The 15,362-nt window shown below is 66.9% G+C and carries 16 protein-coding genes; 9 read left to right on the top strand and 7 right to left on the bottom strand.

Annotated features, from left to right (window positions below; all coding sequences use genetic code 11):
- Positions 1-8 precede the first annotated feature (8 nt).
- From dapE to EJL01_RS02730, 3 genes are read left to right on the top strand one after another with little or no spacing between them, the layout of a single operon-like run.
- Positions 9-1,157, top strand: a complete 1,149-nt coding sequence (gene dapE, locus EJL01_RS02740; RefSeq protein WP_125106178.1) for a succinyl-diaminopimelate desuccinylase — start codon at positions 9-11, stop codon at positions 1,155-1,157.
- A complete protein-coding gene (locus EJL01_RS02735; protein WP_125106177.1) occupies positions 1,154-2,440 on the top strand; it encodes a hypothetical protein in 1,287 nt (428 codons plus the stop codon). The genes dapE and EJL01_RS02735 overlap by 4 nt, the downstream gene beginning before the upstream one ends.
- A 9-nt stretch (positions 2,441-2,449) precedes the next feature.
- A complete protein-coding gene (locus EJL01_RS02730) occupies positions 2,450-4,237 on the top strand; it encodes an AMP-binding protein (protein WP_125106176.1) in 1,788 nt (595 codons plus the stop codon).
- Positions 4,238-4,298: 61 nt separating this feature from the next.
- Here the strand turns inward: EJL01_RS02730 and EJL01_RS02725 are convergent, their stop codons facing one another.
- Positions 4,299-4,892, bottom strand: coding sequence for a superoxide dismutase (locus EJL01_RS02725; RefSeq protein WP_125106175.1), 594 nt, complete (start codon positions 4,890-4,892; stop codon positions 4,299-4,301).
- 236 nt (positions 4,893-5,128) lie between these two features.
- On the opposite strand from EJL01_RS02725, the gene EJL01_RS02720 reads away from it, so the two are divergent.
- Positions 5,129-5,299, top strand: a complete 171-nt coding sequence (locus EJL01_RS02720) for a DUF3117 domain-containing protein (protein WP_125106174.1) — start codon at positions 5,129-5,131, stop codon at positions 5,297-5,299.
- 62 nt (positions 5,300-5,361) lie between these two features.
- On the opposite strand, the gene EJL01_RS02715 is transcribed toward EJL01_RS02720, so the two are convergent.
- A complete protein-coding gene (locus EJL01_RS02715; protein WP_125106173.1) occupies positions 5,362-5,997 on the bottom strand; it encodes an O-methyltransferase in 636 nt (211 codons plus the stop codon).
- A gap of 23 nt (positions 5,998-6,020) precedes the next feature.
- Between EJL01_RS02715 and EJL01_RS02710 the strand changes: the two genes are divergently transcribed.
- Positions 6,021-6,446, top strand: coding sequence for a twin-arginine translocase TatA/TatE family subunit (locus tag EJL01_RS02710; protein ID WP_125106172.1), 426 nt, complete (start codon positions 6,021-6,023; stop codon positions 6,444-6,446).
- 7 nt (positions 6,447-6,453) lie between these two features.
- On the opposite strand, the gene EJL01_RS02705 is transcribed toward EJL01_RS02710, so the two are convergent.
- Genes EJL01_RS02705 through EJL01_RS02695 form a run of 3 tightly spaced genes read right to left on the bottom strand, consistent with a single transcriptional unit; the run spans position 6,454 to position 9,509 of the window.
- Positions 6,454-7,566: a P-loop NTPase gene (locus tag EJL01_RS02705; protein WP_125106171.1), complete on the bottom strand. Its 1,113-nt coding sequence runs from the start codon at positions 7,564-7,566 to the stop codon at positions 6,454-6,456.
- Positions 7,559-8,140 carry a DUF1003 domain-containing protein gene (locus EJL01_RS02700; protein WP_241209075.1) on the bottom strand — a complete coding sequence of 194 codons (582 nt, stop codon included), beginning with the start codon at positions 8,138-8,140 and terminating at the stop codon, positions 7,559-7,561. The genes EJL01_RS02705 and EJL01_RS02700 overlap by 8 nt, the downstream gene beginning before the upstream one ends.
- A complete protein-coding gene (locus EJL01_RS02695) occupies positions 8,133-9,509 on the bottom strand; it encodes a magnesium transporter MgtE N-terminal domain-containing protein (protein ID WP_125106170.1) in 1,377 nt (458 codons plus the stop codon). The genes EJL01_RS02700 and EJL01_RS02695 overlap by 8 nt, the downstream gene beginning before the upstream one ends.
- A gap of 58 nt (positions 9,510-9,567) precedes the next feature.
- Here EJL01_RS02695 and EJL01_RS02690 point away from each other — a divergent pair, with 58 nt between their 5' ends.
- From EJL01_RS02690 to EJL01_RS02680, 3 genes are all read left to right on the top strand, one after another.
- Entirely contained in the window at positions 9,568-10,341 is a 774-nt protein-coding gene (locus tag EJL01_RS02690; protein ID WP_125106169.1) for a YflT domain-containing protein, read from the top strand.
- Positions 10,342-10,464: 123 nt separating this feature from the next.
- Positions 10,465-10,827, top strand: a complete 363-nt coding sequence (locus tag EJL01_RS02685; RefSeq protein WP_125106168.1) for a PadR family transcriptional regulator — start codon at positions 10,465-10,467, stop codon at positions 10,825-10,827.
- 2 nt (positions 10,828-10,829) lie between these two features.
- Positions 10,830-11,789, top strand: a complete 960-nt coding sequence (locus EJL01_RS02680; RefSeq protein WP_125106167.1) for a permease prefix domain 1-containing protein — start codon at positions 10,830-10,832, stop codon at positions 11,787-11,789.
- A gap of 82 nt (positions 11,790-11,871) precedes the next feature.
- On the opposite strand, the gene EJL01_RS02675 is transcribed toward EJL01_RS02680, so the two are convergent.
- Together EJL01_RS02675 and EJL01_RS02670 are read right to left on the bottom strand one after the other, a co-directional pair.
- Entirely contained in the window at positions 11,872-13,290 is a 1,419-nt protein-coding gene (locus tag EJL01_RS02675; RefSeq protein ID WP_125106166.1) for an aminopeptidase P family protein, read from the bottom strand.
- Positions 13,291-13,379: 89 nt separating this feature from the next.
- Positions 13,380-14,414: an endonuclease/exonuclease/phosphatase family protein gene (locus tag EJL01_RS02670; protein ID WP_125106165.1), complete on the bottom strand. Its 1,035-nt coding sequence runs from the start codon at positions 14,412-14,414 to the stop codon at positions 13,380-13,382.
- A gap of 64 nt (positions 14,415-14,478) precedes the next feature.
- On the opposite strand from EJL01_RS02670, the gene EJL01_RS02665 reads away from it, so the two are divergent.
- Positions 14,479-15,360 carry a PHP domain-containing protein gene (locus EJL01_RS02665; RefSeq protein ID WP_125106164.1) on the top strand — a complete coding sequence of 294 codons (882 nt, stop codon included), beginning with the start codon at positions 14,479-14,481 and terminating at the stop codon, positions 15,358-15,360.
- Positions 15,361-15,362: the final 2 nt, after the last annotated feature.

Genomic DNA, 15,362 nt, shown 5'->3' with positions numbered 1-15,362 from the left:
TGGTGCGCATGCCCGCACTGACGACGGATGGATCCCTTGACCTGACCGCAGATGTCGTGGATCTCACGCAGACGATCTGCGATATCCCTTCGGAATCGGGTCGCGAGGCGACGCTCGCCGACACGCTCGAAGAGGCGTTGCGCCGGCTGTCGCACCTCCGGGTGCTGCGCCATGGCAACACGGTCATTGCCCGCACCGAGCTCGGACGGGCGCAGCGCGTCGCGATCGCGGGGCACATCGACACCGTGCCGATCAACAAGAATCTGCCGACGTCGTTCACGACGTTGAGCGAAGGTGAAGCGGCCTCGGCTGTTCCCGCCGCTAAACCAGGGGAGTACCTCGTCGGGCGTGGCACGGTCGACATGAAGGCCGGCGTCGCGGTGCAGCTTAAACTCGCGGCCGAGCTGCGTGAGCCGATCGCTGACATCACCTGGCTCTGGTACGACAACGAAGAGGTCGCCTCCGACGCGAACGGCCTCGGCAAGCTCGCGGCGACCCACCCCGAGCTGTTCGAGGCCGACTTCGCGATTCTCGGCGAGCCCACGAGCGCGCGCGTCGAGGGCGGCTGCAATGGCTCAATTCGTGCCGAGGTCGTGACTCGCGGCCGTCGCGCCCACTCAGCGCGCTGGTGGGTGGGGCACAACGCGATCCACGACGCGTCCGAGGTGCTTCGCCGCCTTGCCGAGTACGAGCCAGACGACGTGCCCGTCGAGGGCCTCACGTTCCGCGAGGGGCTCAACGCCGTCAGCATCACCGGAGGCATTGCCGGCAACGTCATTCCCGACGAGTGCCGTGTGCACGTCAATTACCGCTTCGCACCCGACAAGTCGCTCGATGAGGCCGAGGCACGCCTGGCTGAGGTGTTCGACGGTTTCGAACTCGAGTGCCTCGACCGCTCGCCGGCCGCGCGCCCAGGCCTGGATGCGCCCCTCGCGCTCTCGTTCCTCGCGAGCGTCGGCGGTGAGCCCGTGGCCAAGCAGGGGTGGACCGACGTCGCCCGCTTCAGCGCGCTCGGGGTACCCGCCGTGAATTATGGGCCGGGCGACCCGCAGAAGGCCCACGCCGACGACGAGCGCGTGCTCGTCGACGAAATTCGCGCGGTCGAGGCCGGCCTGCGCTCGTGGCTCACCGGCGCGAATGCGGAGGTCGTTGCTTGAGCATCCGTGCTGCACTGCCGACCTTACCCGCGCGCTACGTGTCGCCGGCGGTCGATCGCCGCGACTTCGAGATCACGAGAATCCCCGCTACCGGCCCCATCCTCAACTGGTGGCGCGGCGTGCCCGCATGGCTCAAGGTCGTGCTCATCTACGTCGCCTCGCGCGTGGTGACGACTCTCGTGATGCTCATCTACGCAAGCAACCAGGAGGAGACCTGGCAGACACCGTCAAACCCTAGTTACTTCACCTTCGCGAATATCTGGGACGGCGAGTGGTACTCCTACATCGCCTTCTCCGGGTATCCGACCGAGCTGCCAGTGAACGAGCAGGGGCTCGTCACCGAGAACGCGTGGGCGTTCATGCCGGTCTATCCGTTCCTCGTGCGCGGTATCTCGATCATGACGACGCTGCCGTTCGAGGTCTGCGCAGTGCTCGTGTCAGCCGTTGCGGGCCTGGGCGTCGCCCTCGGCTTCTTCAAGTTGCTGCGCCGATTCGTGAGCCAGAACGTGGCGATCTTCGCGGTGACGCTGCTCTGCATCGGGCCCGTCTCGCCGCTGTTCCAGGTGGCCTACGCCGAGAGCCTCCACCTCTGGATGCTCGTGACGCTGCTCAACCTGCTGGTCGAGCGGCGCTGGCTGCTGATGCTGCCGCTCGTCGCGATCGCCTCGTTCACCCGCCCCACGGGACTCGCGTGGGCGTTCACGTTATTCCTCTATATCCTCTACCGCTACTGGAACCGCTACCGAGCGCGGGTGGAGCGCTTCGACCGCCGGGAACAACAGCGCGCGTGGTTGGCGGCGATCTTCTCGGGCATTATGGGGCTTGCGTGGCTCATCGTCGCCGCTGTCGCAACGGGGCGCTTCGACGCGTATCTCGAGACCGAATTTGCGTGGCGCCGGCACTACACCGGCGGGGTACACACGCCCCCGTTCACTGCCTGGTTCTTTGGCGCCGACTTCTGGTTCGGGCCGGTGGTTGGCGCGCTGCTCGTCCTCGCCATCGTCGCGGTCATGATCATCTGGTTTGGCTCACGCACACTGAGCCGCTTCGGCATTGAGATTCGGCTGTGGGGCATCGCCTACTTCAGCTACATCTTCGCCGTGTTCTTTCCACAGTCGTCGACGTTTCGGCTCCTATTCCCGCTGTTCCCGGCCGCCGCGCCGCTTGCCCTGCCGCGATCTCCGCTCTATCGGGTACTCGTTTCGCTGGTCGCGTTCCTCTCGCAGGTACTCTGGCTGCACTGGATGTGGTTTGTCATCGGACGCGACTGGACCCCGCCGTAAACTGGCGAAATGGACCCCACCGCAACTCCCGCATCCACCGATACCGAGCGCTTTCGGGCCGCCCGCGACCTCCTCTTGCGCCACCGCACCGACGCGGCCGCCGCGCAGGCGGAGTTCGCCTGGCCCGAGGTGAGTGACGCCTTCAACTGGGCACACGACTGGTTCGATGTCATCGCCGACAATAACCACGACACCGCGCTTTGGATCGTCGAAGATGACGAATCTGAGGCGAAATACTCATTCGACATGCTGCGGCGGCGCTCAAATCAGGTCGCGCGCTGGCTGCTCGAGCTCGGGGTGCGCCCGGGCGAAGCCGTCATGCTCATGCTGGCGAACCGGGTCGAGCTGTGGGAATCAATGCTCGCCGTGCTGAAGCTCGGTGCCGTCGTCATGCCGACCGCGGTCGTGCTCGCCTCGGGTGACCTCGAGGACCGTGTGCAGCGCGGCGAGGCGAAGTGGGTCATCACCGACGAAGCCGACGCCGAGAAGTTTGACTGGTTCGAGGGCGACATCAAGGTCATCGCGGTGCCCAAGGCGCGGGGGCCCGAGCGTGTCGCGATCGGCATCAGCAACGACGTTGACCTGAACCGAGAGCGGCACGACTATTCGGCCTCCGAGGGCGTTTCGGATGCGCCGATCGAGCGGGGCGCGGGCGGCGACGCTCCGGCGCTCGCCTACTTTACGTCGGGCACGACTTCGAAGCCGAAGATCGTGATTCACTCGCACCGCTCGTACCCGATCGGCCACCTCAGCACAATGTATTGGATCGGCGTGCAGCCGGGCGACACGCACATGGTCATCTCGTCGCCGGGCTGGGCGAAGCATGCGTGGAGCGCGTTCTTCGGGCCGTGGATCGCCGAGGCCGCGATCTACGTCGACAATTACGCGAAGTTTGACCCCGACCAGCTGCTGCAGCATCTCGAGCGCGCGGGCGTGAACACCTTCTGCGCGCCGCCGACCGTTTGGCGCATGCTCATCAAGCACGGCCAGACGCAGCGGCCCTCGGGGCTGCGCGAGGTCATCTCGGCGGGCGAGCCGCTGAATCCCGAGGTGATCGCGCGCATCCGCGAATGGTGGGGTCTCGAGATCCGCGACGGCTACGGCCAGACCGAGATGACCGCGGCGATCGGCAACCCGCCCGGCTCGGTGGTGGCACCGGGCTCGATGGGCAAGGCCCTGCCGGGCATCCGCGCCGTGCTCGTCGACCAGCACACCGACGAGCGCATCCCCGACGACCGGATGCGCGTCGAGGGCGAGGTGTGCATCGACTTGACCGACGGCGGGCCGATCTCGATCATGTCGGGCTATTTCGGTAACGACAAGGCGACCGAGGATCGGCGCCGCGGCGGTGTGTTCCACACTGGCGACGTCGCGCAGCGCGACGATGCCGGCCGGCTCACGTTCGTGGGCCGCACCGACGACATCTTCAAGTCGAGCGACTACAAGGTCTCCCCGTTCGAGGTCGAGTCGGCGCTGATCGAGCACGAGTTCGTGGCCGAGGCTGCGGTGGTCGGCGCGCCCGACGACACCCGCCTCAACATCACGAAGGCGTACATCCAGCTCGCCCCGGGCCGCGAGCCGAGCGCCGACGTCGCCTTCGCGATTCTCAAGCACGCGCGCGAGTCGCTGCCGCCGTTCCTTCGCGCCCGCCGCATCGAGTTCTATGAGCTGCCGAAGACCGCAAGTGGCAAGATCCGCCGCGTCGAATTGCGCGACCGCGAGCAGCAGTTTGCGCGCCGCAACGAGCGCATCCCGAACGAGTATCGGGAGTCTGACTTCCCTGGCCTGAAGGGCTAGCGAGGCGGAAAACGGATGAGGGCGGGTGACAATTGCCACCCGCCCTCATGTACCAGCGGAATTACTTCGCGGCGTCGATGCGCTCGGCGACGTTCTTCCAGTTGACGATGTTCCAGAACGCCTTGACGTAGTCGGGCTTGACGTTGAGGTAGTCAAGGTAGAAGGCGTGCTCCCACATGTCGAGCATGAGCAGCGGTGTGACGCCGAATGGCACGTTGCCCTGCTGGTCGAAGAGCTGGAACGTCGAGACGTTGCCGGTTACGTTGTCGCGGCCGAGCACAGCCCAGCCCGAGCCCTGGATGCCGAGGGCAGCTGCGGTGAACTGCGCCTGGAACTTCTCGAGGCCACCGAACTCGGTGTCGAGCAGCTCCTTGGCCGAGCCAGCCGGCTCCTCGTAGTCGGGGGTGAGGTTGGTCCAGAAGATCGAGTGGTTGTTCACGCCGCCGGCGTTGAACGCGAGGTCCTTCTCGAGCTTGTTGATGTTCGCGAAGTCGCCCTTGTCGCGGGCGTCAGCGAGCTGCTCGAGAGCGGTGTTCGCGCCCTTCACATAGGTCGCGTGGTGCTTGTCGTGGTGCAGCTCCATGATCTTGCCCGAAATGTGGGGCTCGAGAGCGCTGTAGTCGTAAGGAAGGTCGGGAAGCGTGAACTCAGCCATTAGAAGGCATTTCCTTTCGTAGGGACGCGAAACACGATGTCGCGAGACAGAGTTAATCAACGGGTTTGCCGGATCAACTTCCTCGAGACTATCGCCTGCTTCTTGATGCAACCCGACCGGTCCGAAAATCATTCCCACGCATGGTTTATGACGCAAGTGAAGGCCATTCATCGGCGCCATTGCAGGGAAGTGGGATAATAGGAGTCGTCCCTACAACTACGGAAGGCAGAAGACTCATGGCTGCAATGAAGCCGCGCACTGGCGACGGACCAATGGAAGCGGTCCGCGAGGGCCGACTCATCATCGTACGGGTACCGCTGGAGGGTGGCGGCCGTTTGGTCGTGTCTGTCAACGACGACGAGGCGAAGGAGCTCGCCTCGGCACTGAGTGGCGCCGTCGAGAGCTAGGTTACTGACGAGAACGAGGGGCGCGCATCCAAGCGGATGCGTGCCCCTCGTTCGCGGTTCGGCTAGCGCCGGGCGGGGGTCGTGAGCTGCAGCACCCCACCGTCGAGGGGTAGCACCGAGCAAATGAGGTCGGGGTGGCGCCCGAACTCGCGAATCAGGGCGCGCAGGGAGTTCGTGACGGGGTCACGGCGCGCCGGGTCGGCGACGCGGCCCGAGTTGAGGGCGTTGAGGGCAAGGATGCTGCCGCCCGAGCGGATCACGCGCAGCGCGTGCTGCAGGTGTGCGGCGATGTGCTCGAGATCGCTCGCGATGAGCACGAGGTCATAGCTCGACTCGCTCATGCGGGGGAGTACCACGCGCGGGTCGCCGCTGATATTGCGGATCCAGGCCGGAGCGTGCCCCGCTTGGAGCAGTGAGCGCCGCTCCTGATCGAGCCGTTCGGCATCGTCGTCGATCGATGTGACGGTGGCCTCGGGGGCGCCGCGGTGAAACGCGCAACTCGCCTGCCCCGAAGTCGTGCCGATCTGCATGATCTGCGTCGCACTCGTTGCTGCCGCGAGAAAGGCGAGATGGCTGCCGAGAGTTGGGCTGAGTGCGGGGAGCCCCTCCGCCTGCGCATAGCGACGGGCCGCGAGCTGCGCCTTGGACTCGACTGATTGTTCGTCGAGATAGCGCCTTGCCAGTTCGAATTCGGCCATTGCACCAGGCTACCCTGAAGGGTATGGGCGGATTGACTTTCGAGAAACTTCTCGTGATCGCGGTCATCGCCATGTTCATTTTCGGCCCCGATCGGCTGCCCGGCCTGGCACAGAGCGCGGCGAACCTCGTGAAGCGGGCGCGCCACTGGGTGGACGACACGAAGCAGCGCGTGTCGGACGAAATGGGCACGGACTTCACCGAGGAAGACTGGCGCAAGCTCGACCCACGCCAGTACGATCCTCGTCGCATCGTGCGCGATGCCTGGAACGACGCTGGGCCAACGGCGAGTTCTGGCGCGACGGCGGGCGCCGCGACGGCGGTCGCCGTCGGCACCGCGAGTACCGCAACCGCCGACTCGGCTCCGAGTTGGGCGTCGTCGCTCGGCGCATCCGCGGCCGCTGAACACCTCGTGCCCGGCATGGCACCGTTCGACACCGAGGCGACGTAGCCGCGGCTTAGCTGGGCCGTAGGCCGAGCGAGCGCCCCGCGAGTCCGCGCGGTCGGATCGCGAGGGCCCGCGCCGCCGCCCGCAATGCGACAGCCGCTGGGTCGTCGGGATGCGCGAGCACGATCGGCGTGCCCGCGTCGCCGTCTGTGCGGAGCACCGTCGAGATCGGCACCTGCGTGAGCAGCGGGGCGTCGAGGCGCGACGCGACCTCCTGCCCGCCGCCGGCGCCGAAGAGGTCGAGCGTCTCGCCATTCGGCAGGGTGGCGGGGGAGAGCGTCTCGATGACGCCAACCACGCGCTGGCCGGTCTTCGCGGCGAGCGCCCCAGAGCGCCACGCGACGTCGGCGGCGGCCGGTTGCGGCGTGGTAACCACGACGACTTCGCTGCCTGGCAACAGCTGTGAGAGCGAGATTGCGACATCGCCGGTGCCCGGTGGCAGGTCGAGCAAGAGCACATCAAGCTCGCCGAAGAAGACGTCGCGCAGAAATTGCTCGAGCGTGCGGTGGAGCATCGGCCCGCGCCAGGCGACGATCTCGTCGGGGTCGGGGAGGAACATCCCGATCGACACCGCCTTCACGTCGTGCGCGACGGGCGGCAGCATCAGCTCGCCGACCTGCGTGGGCTGCGTGCCGGACGCCATGCCGAGCAGGCCCGGAATCGAGAAGCCGTAGACATCGGCGTCGACGATGCCGACGGCGAGCCCGTCAGCGGCCATCGCGGCGCCGAGGTTCGCAGTGACGGTGGATTTGCCGACGCCACCCTTGCCACTTGAGACTGCGATCACCCGCGTGAGCGAGTCCTTGCCGAACGGATGCGTCTTCGGCCGCGAGCCGCGCAGTCGCGCCGTCAGCGCATCCCGCTGCTCGCGGGTCATGACGCCGACGCTGAGGTCGTACGGGTCGGTGCCGATCGCGCGCTCGATGGCGGCCCGCACGTCGCGCTCGATTTGGGATGCGGCGGGGCAGCCGACGATCGTGAGGCGGAGGTCTATGTGGGCAGGTGCGCCGGACACGGCGGTGACGGCGCCGATCATGTCGAGCTCGGTAAGGGGTCGCCGCAGCTCCGGGTCGATCACGTGCGCGAGCTCGGCGAGAATCCTCGCTGCGCGCGCGTCAGCCATGCTTCGGTGCGCCTCGGCGGTCGGCGGGTGCCTCGGCGTCGACGTCCTCGTCGCCGAGCTCCTCGATGTCCTCGAGCAGGGCGCGGATCTCGGCGCGGATAAAGTCCTTCGACGCGAGCTCGTTCATGAGCATCCGGAGGGCCACGACCTCGCGCGTGAGGTACTCGAGATCGGCGGTGTTGCGCTCGGCGCGTTGGCGGTCTTGCTCGATCTGCACGCGGTCGCGGTCGTCCTGACGATTCTGCGCGAGGAGGAGCATCGGGGCAGCGTAGGACGCCTGCAGCGACAGCGCGAGGGTCAGGGCGATGAAGCCGAGATCGGCGGAGTCGAAGCGCCAGGCGTCGGGCGCGAGCGAGTTCCAGGCGATCCAAGTGGCGACGAACAGCGTGAGGATGATGAGGAACGCGGGCGTGCCCATACCGCGGGCGACGGCCTCCATGATGCGGCCGATCAGGTCGCCCTTCGGCTGTTCCTTCTGCTTGCCCCGGTCGCGCGCCTGCTTGCGGTCGCGCCGGGAGGTCTTGGCCGTTTTCGGGACACTCAGGAGGTCGTCATTGCGGTCGATTTCAGCCACGGTCACCTCCCGGCGGTCGGCCGGTGCCGCCGTGGCGCTGACGCACTTCGGTGGCAACGGGGGTGGGGTTTGGATGCTTCGGCAGGGTGATCGCGGCGGTGACCGGGCCGAGGTCGTCGCCATCGTCGGCGGAGGCCTTGGCGCGCCAGTCGTCGGGGAGGATGTGGTCGAGCACGTCGTCGACGGTGATCACGCCGACAAGGCGGTCGTCGTCGTCCACGACGGGGAGCGCGACGAGGTCGTAGCGGGCGAGCGAGCGCACCACGTCGATGTCACGGGTCGAGGTGTGGGCCGGCTCGACGCGATTGTCGAGTATCGACCCGACGCGCTCGTGCGGCGGGTAGCGCAAGAGGCGCTGGAAGTGCACGAGGCCGAGGTAGCGGCCGGTCGGCGGCTCGTACGGCGACGCCGTCACGAACACCGCGGTGGCGAGCGCCGGGGCGATCTCGCTGCGGCGGATGAGCACGAGCGCCTCGGCGATCGTCGTGTCGGCCGAGACGATGATCGGGTCGGTCGTCATGAGGCCACCGGCCGTGTTCGGCTCGAACTCGAGGAGCATGCGCACGTCCTCGGCCTCCTCCGGCTCCATGAGCTCGAGGAGGGCGGCGGACTGCGCCGAGTCGAGGCGGCCGATGAGGTCAGCCGCGTCGTCCGGTTGCATCTGGTCGAGGACGTCGGCAGCGCGCTCCTGGTCGAAGTGCTCGATGATGACGAGCTGGTCGTCCTCGTGCATCTCCTCGAGCACATCCGCGAGCCGCTCATCCGGCATCTCTTCCACGACCGCGAGGCGACGGCTCTCGGGCAACTCGAGCAGCGCATCCGCGAGGTCGCTCGGCTCCATTTCCGAGTGTGCCGTGAGGAACTGCGTGGCCTGGGCCTCGTCGCCGGGCTCGATGTCGAGCTCGATCTCGTCCCAGTCGGCGTAGCGCGTCGGCGCCTTGCCGAAGGTGAACTTCGAGGTGCGGGGGAGGCGCAGGTAGAGCTGGCCGATCGACCACTCGCCGGCGTCGTCCTCCTCGATCGCGACGTCTTCGATCGTCGCGCGAATCTTCTTTTCGCCCAGCGAGACCGTGCGGTCGAGTAGGTCCGCGAGCACGCGCACCTCTTCGCCGCGCTGCTCGAACGTGCGGGTGTCGACCTCGTCCCACTCGACGATGAGCTGGGCGGAGCCGATGGCGGTGACGAGCTGCATCGGCACGAACACGAGGCGGCGCGAACCTGCCGCCTCGACGAGCAGGCCGTTGACGTGGGGTGCGTGCTCGGAGCGGTAATTCACGATGACGTCGCGAAGGCGCCCCACGCGGTCACCGTCGGGATTAAATACCGGGGTGTTGGCGAGGCGCGCGACAAAAACCTTCGATGCACTCACTCGCACAATGCTAGTGGTCTCCCAGAATCTTCTCCGGGTGTGGCGCGATAGTTTTTATATGACATCTCCCGCACCCGGCCTCAACTCGCAATTCCCGACGCTCCCGCAGGGGCGCACCGTCGGGTCATACCAGACCTACGAGGCGGCCAAGCAGGCCGTCGATCTCCTCGTCGCGAACGAGGGCTTCACCGTGCAGGCGATTTCGATCGTCGGCAGCGACCTCCGCTCGGTCGAGCGGGTAACCGGCCGCATGAGCGTCGGCCGCGCCGCGCTCAACGGCGCCATGACGGGTGTGATGATCGGCCTGTTCATGTCGCTCATGTGGATGATCGTGTACCCGATCACGAGCTTCCTCGTGCTCTTCGGCATCTTGCTGCTCTCGATCGCGTTCGGCGTGATCTGGGCGCTCATCATCTATGCGATGACGCCGAACAAGCGCGAGTTCACCTCGGTGATGCAACTCACCGCGGGCAGCTTCGACCTCGTCGTGCCGAACGAGCTCGCGAACGACGCCGCGAGCATCCTGCGCAGCGGGCACGCGCCCGGGCAGCACGGCGGCTGGGGGCAGCAGGGGCAGCAGGGGCAGGAGCACGGCCAGCAGCCGGAGCAGCCGCAGTGGCCGGGGCAGTCTGGCCCGGCGGGCCAGGGGGAGCAGCCGGGGCAGCAGGCCGCGCCGCAGCAGCCCGGCAACGCGCCGCAGCCGCAGCAGTCCGGGCAGCCCGGCGCGGGAGGCGAGGATGCGCCGAAGCCGGCCGCGCCCGCGGGCCCGCCGAAGACGTATGGCGAAATGCAGGACGAGCTGCGGCGTAAGCAGGAGCGCGGCGAAGCCTAGGTGCATCCGCTACCGCGCGGCGCGAGGGGACTCGTGCCGCGCGGTTTTTCCTCGGCGAAAAGTACTTGATCTGACGTAGTACGTGTGGCAAAGTAACTACTACGTCAGACATAGGAGCACATCATGATCAGCGCCGACGTGATTCGCGGATACGTGGACGTCCTCGTGCTCGAATCACTCCTCGACGAGCCTTCCTACGGCTACGCGATCTCGAAGCGCATCGAGCAATTGGCCCATGGTGAGTACGAGCTCAAGGAGACGACGCTCTACTCGGCGCTGCGCCGACTCGAGAAGAGCGGGGCAATCGCCTCGTTCAAGGGCTCCGAAACGCACGGCCGCGCCCGCACCTACTACCGCTTGACCGGGGCGGGGGTGCGCACCTACCGCGACAAGGTCGACGAGTGGTATCGGACCGTCGACCTCATCCGCCGCTTCATCCGCGACATTCCAGAAACCGATGCATCCAGCCAGCAACAGGGGGCTTAGTCATGGACGCCATCACTACCTACATTGACCACATGTTTCGTGGGCTGCCGCGGAACGCGGAAGTGCTGCGGGCGCGGGGCGAACTCGAGCAGATGAGCCTCGACCGCTTTCACGAGTTGCGCGCCGAGGGCGTGAGCGAGAACGAGGCGGTGGGCCGGGTCATCGCGCAGTTCGGCAACCTCGTGGAAATCGCCGACGACCTCGGCATTCGCGAGCAGCTCGGTGCGGCGGTCGACCCGACGCAGCTTGCGTTTGTCGACCGCGCGGAGGGCGAGGCGCTGCTGCGCAGCCGGGGCCGCATGGCGTGGCTAATTGCCGGCGGCGTCGCAGTGATCATGGCGGGTCTATGCCTCACGGTGCTGCTCGAGGGTCGCGACCTGGCCGTGTCGCCCCTGAGCGGCGGGATGTTCCTCGTCACGGTCGCGATCGCCGTCGGGCTCTTTGTGCTTGGTGGCCTGCAGGCGGCCCAGTTCAAGCACCTCGAATCACGGCGCGTGCAGCTCGAAGAACCCTACGAGCAGGAGCTGCGTGGCCGGATGCGCGCGGGGCAGTCGGCGTTCGTGACGCAGCTCGTCGGCGGCATCGTCATCATCATCCTCGGCGTGGCCGCGACCGCCACGCTCGACGGGATGGGGTTCGGCGACGGCAGCGCGGTGTGCATCCTCGTCGGCGTGGCCATTGGCGTCGCGCTGATCCTGCACGGGGCCGTGCGCCGCAGCACGTTCTCGAAGCTGCTCGGCGAGGGCAAGTTCGAGCTGGTCTCGGACGAGCAGCAGAAGTCGAACTCGCTCATCTCGCGTATCGCGGGCCCGTACTGGCTGTTGGCGGTTGCGGTCTTCCTCGTGTGGAGCTTCGGCTGGAATGCCTGGCAGCAATCGTGGCTCGTGTGGCCGGTCGCGGGCATCCTCTTCGCCTTCGTCGCGGCCCTCGTCCACTCGATCCGCAACACCTCCGACGCCTAACAGAACACAGTTGAGTGGTCAGTTTTTGTCGTTCTGGCAGCGCCAGAACTACAAAAACTGACCACTCAACTGTGTTCTGGGGTTAGCGGTGGGCGGCGAGCCACGCCTCGACGTCGTCGGCCGAGCGGGGGATGCCGGCCGACAGGTTCTCGGCACCGGTCTCGGTCACGACGATGTCGTCCTCGATGCGGACGCCGATGCCGCGCAGCTCCTCGGGCACCGTGAGGTCGCCTGGGTGGAAGTAGAGGCCCGGCTCGATCGTGAACACGTTGCCCGGCTCGAGGATGCCATCGAGGTACATCTCGCGGCGTGCCTGGGCGCAGTCGTGCACGTCGAGGCCGAGGTGGTGGCTGGTGCCGTGCACCATGTAGCGGCGGTGCGGCTGGTGCTCGGGCTTGAGCGCCTCGTCGAGCGACATCGGCAGAATCTCGCCCCAAGCATCCAGCGACTTCGCGATGGAGGCGAGCGCAGTCTCATGCACCTCTCGGAATGTGATGCCGGGCTTGACGATGGCGAACGCGTCGTCGGCCGCCTTGAGTACGGCCTCGTAGACGCGCCGCTGTACCGTCGTGAAGGCGCCGTCGATCGGCATGGTGCGGGTGACATCGGCGGTGTAGTACGAGTCGACCTCGACGCCGGCGTCGACGAGAATCAGGTCGCCCGGCAACACAGGGCCGTCGTTCGTCGACCAGTGTAGGTAGCAGGCGTGCGGGCCCGCGGCAGCGATGGTCGAATAGCCGAGGTCATTGCCTTCGAGGCGTGCCCGGGCCGTGAACGCGCCCTCGACGACGCGTTCGCCTCGAGGATGCTCGGTCGCGCGAGGCAGCGCTCGCAGGATTTCGTCGAAGCCGTTCGAGGTCGCAGCGACGGCGTCGCGCAGCTGCTGCACTTCCCACTCGTCTTTGACGAGGCGCAGCTCGCTGAGCTCTTGGGCGAGCTGCGGGTCAGCCTCGCTCACATCGCCGCGGGTAGCCGAGAACTCACCGAGGTCGCGGGTCGCGATGTCGAGGTGGGCGCTGACCTGCTCGAGGCTCGGGCGGGGGCCGGTCCAGAACTCGCCGATGCTTGGGTTCGCGTAGAACTCGTCGGTGTCACGGCCCGCGGCCTTGCGGAAGAACAGCGTGACGTCGTGGCCATCGGCGGTCGGCTCAAACACGAGCAGCGAGCCCGGCACCGTCGCCGAACCCCAGCCGGTCAGGTGCGCGAACGCTGAGTGCGCGCGGTAGGCGTAGTCGTCGTCGTTCGAGCGCACCTTCGTGTCGCCCGCGGCGATGACGAGGCGCTCGCCGTGATGCAGCGCTGAAATGGCGTCGCGGCGGGCCTTGGCGTACGGAGCTACCTCGGAGCGAGGGGTCGGCTCGTCCTGACGGGCCTCCCAGCCCTGCGAAATGTAGTCGCGGAAGAAGGTCGAACCTGGAGTTGTGCTGCGGTTCGCGTTCTTGACCTGTGCGTCGCCTTCTTCGGCGGTGCGGTCGTGGTTGCTCGTGGCGGTTTCACTCATACCCCCATTCTCCCACTGGGGGTTGAGTGGTCGTTTCTTGTAGTTCTGGCACCGCCAGAACTACAAGAAACGACCACTCAACCCCCTCGTTAGGAGGCGGGGGAGAGTTCGGCGAAGACGGGGCGGTGGTCCGAGCCAGCGCGATCGGCCGAGGTGATGACCTCGAAGCCAGTGACCTCCCACTGCGACGTCGACATGACATGGTCGATTGCTGGCACGAGCATGGGCGGGCGACCACTTGTCCAGGTACCGGAGGAGGCAGCACCCGCAGCCTGGGCCGCGTCGTAACACGCGCCGAGGGCAGCGCCGTCGGTCGTGCCAAGGCCCCACAGGTGGTCAAGCGTCGCATTGAGATCACCGGCAAGAATCGTGTTGCCGTCGCAGACCGTTGAGAGCCACTCGAGGTCGGAACGCCACAGATCCATGTACTGGGGCGTCGGGGCTATTGGATGAGCGGCGATGAACCGCGGGCCGTCGCCGCTCACCGGCTCGGCGATTACGGTGGCGAGCGCCGACGTGTCACCGAGGTCGGAGTTGATTTGATACTCGCCGAGATCTGACGAAATCAGGATTGTCGTCTCGGCTGCGGCATACCCAGGTGCGCCGCTGTTCGAGAGCACCCACATCGGGCTGCCCTGCTCCGACATAATGCCGGCGATCTCGACGCCCATGTCCTCGGTCGTCTCGGGCAGCACGACGACATCGGCCTCGCGTTCGAGGGCGAGCTGTGCGATCGTCGGCGAGCCGGGTTCGTTGCCGAGCGTGTTCCAACTCAGTACCTTGATCGACCCCTCGGCATTGCTCGCTGGCACATTCGTCGCAAGGCCGCGTACGAGATAGATACCGCTGCCGACAACGAGGACCAGCGTCAGCACCACGGCGGTCGCGCCGAACAGCGCCCGCGACTGGCGCGAAATCAGCAGCAGAATCAGCACGAGAATCAACGCCGCGCCGAGGCAGAGCAGCCCAACCAGCCGGAATGAGATGAGCTGCGTAAAGGGCAGAGTCCGCTGGAGGCCAAATAGCTGTGGCCAGATCAGCACAACGCCGCAGATGAGCACCACAACAGCGAGCAGGCCGCCGCTGATGCCCCACGCCGGCGAGATTCGTTTGCGTTTCGACATGACCGCTCAAGGGTACCTGGGCAGGCTGCCGAAAGCGCCGCCTGAACTCGGCCTACCATGAAGCATGACCGCGCGCGCCTTCGATCCAGCCAAACCGATCGACCTGCACCTGCACTCGAACGAGTCCGACGGCACCGAATCGCCGGCGCAGGTCGTGCAGGCGGCCGCGGATGCGGGGCTCGGCACAATCGCGCTCACCGATCACGACACCATGGTGGGCTGGGATGAGGCGGGGGCGGCCGCGCGCCAGCTCGGCCTGGCGCTGATCCCTGGAATCGAGTTCTCGACGCAGATCGAACTCGCTTCCGTGCACATTCTGGGTTACCTGCTCGACCGGCACGATCAGCACCTCGTCGCCGAACTCGACCGCATCCGCAACGATCGCGTGACGCGGGCCGAGCGGATGGTCGAGGCGATCGGCCGCGACTTCCCGCTGAAGTGGGATGACGTGCTCGCGGAGGCGCAGGAGGGCGCGACGATCGGTCGCCCCCATATCGCCGATGCGCTGGCCCGCAAGGGCCTCGTCGCCGACCGGAACGAGGCGTTCGCGTCGATCCTTCACTGGCGCGGCGGCTACTTTCAGCCCCACCGGGCCCCGCATCCCACGCACGCCATCGAGCTCATCCACGAGGCCGGCGGCGTCGCGGTGCTCGCGCACGGCGGGAGCCGCGGGCGTCGAGCGATGAGCGACGGCAACTTCCCGAAGCTTGTCGCGGCTGGGCTCGATGGCGTCGAGATCGGCCACCGCGAGAACGACGAGCTGGCCCGCTCACTCCTGCGCGGCTACGCCCGCAAACATGACCTCATCGTGACCGGTTCGAGCGACTATCACGGCGCCGGAAAACCGAACCAGCTCGGTGAGAACACTACGGATCCCGTCGAGCTGGAACGGATTATTGCGCGGGCCACCGGCACGAAGCCGGTCGTGCCGCATAGCGAGCGCTAGCG

This window comes from Gulosibacter massiliensis, assembly GCF_900626105.1.
Lineage (GTDB): Bacteria > Actinomycetota > Actinomycetes > Actinomycetales > Microbacteriaceae > Gulosibacter > Gulosibacter sediminis.
Note: the sequence above shows the minus strand (reverse complement) of the source record. Positions and strands in the feature narration are given on the sequence as shown.

What these genes read in the sequence shown, in the direction of transcription:
- dapE (WP_125106178.1), top strand. Translation starts at nt 9, where the DNA reads ATGCCCGCACTGACGACGGATGGATCCCTTGACCTGACCGCAGATGTC.
- EJL01_RS02730 (WP_125106176.1), top strand. Translation starts at nt 2,450, where the DNA reads ATGGACCCCACCGCAACTCCCGCATCCACCGATACCGAGCGCTTTCGG.
- EJL01_RS02725 (WP_125106175.1), bottom strand. Translation starts at nt 4,892, where the DNA reads ATGGCTGAGTTCACGCTTCCCGACCTTCCTTACGACTACAGCGCTCTC.
- EJL01_RS02720 (WP_125106174.1), top strand. Translation starts at nt 5,129, where the DNA reads ATGGCTGCAATGAAGCCGCGCACTGGCGACGGACCAATGGAAGCGGTC.
- EJL01_RS02715 (WP_125106173.1), bottom strand. Translation starts at nt 5,997, where the DNA reads ATGGCCGAATTCGAACTGGCAAGGCGCTATCTCGACGAACAATCAGTC.
- EJL01_RS02710 (WP_125106172.1), top strand. Translation starts at nt 6,021, where the DNA reads ATGGGCGGATTGACTTTCGAGAAACTTCTCGTGATCGCGGTCATCGCC.
- EJL01_RS02705 (WP_125106171.1), bottom strand. Translation starts at nt 7,566, where the DNA reads ATGGCTGACGCGCGCGCAGCGAGGATTCTCGCCGAGCTCGCGCACGTG.
- EJL01_RS02690 (WP_125106169.1), top strand. Translation starts at nt 9,568, where the DNA reads ATGACATCTCCCGCACCCGGCCTCAACTCGCAATTCCCGACGCTCCCG.
- EJL01_RS02685 (WP_125106168.1), top strand. Translation starts at nt 10,465, where the DNA reads ATGATCAGCGCCGACGTGATTCGCGGATACGTGGACGTCCTCGTGCTC.
- EJL01_RS02680 (WP_125106167.1), top strand. Translation starts at nt 10,830, where the DNA reads ATGGACGCCATCACTACCTACATTGACCACATGTTTCGTGGGCTGCCG.
- EJL01_RS02675 (WP_125106166.1), bottom strand. Translation starts at nt 13,290, where the DNA reads ATGAGTGAAACCGCCACGAGCAACCACGACCGCACCGCCGAAGAAGGC.
- EJL01_RS02670 (WP_125106165.1), bottom strand. Translation starts at nt 14,414, where the DNA reads ATGTCGAAACGCAAACGAATCTCGCCGGCGTGGGGCATCAGCGGCGGC.
- EJL01_RS02665 (WP_125106164.1), top strand. Translation starts at nt 14,479, where the DNA reads ATGACCGCGCGCGCCTTCGATCCAGCCAAACCGATCGACCTGCACCTG.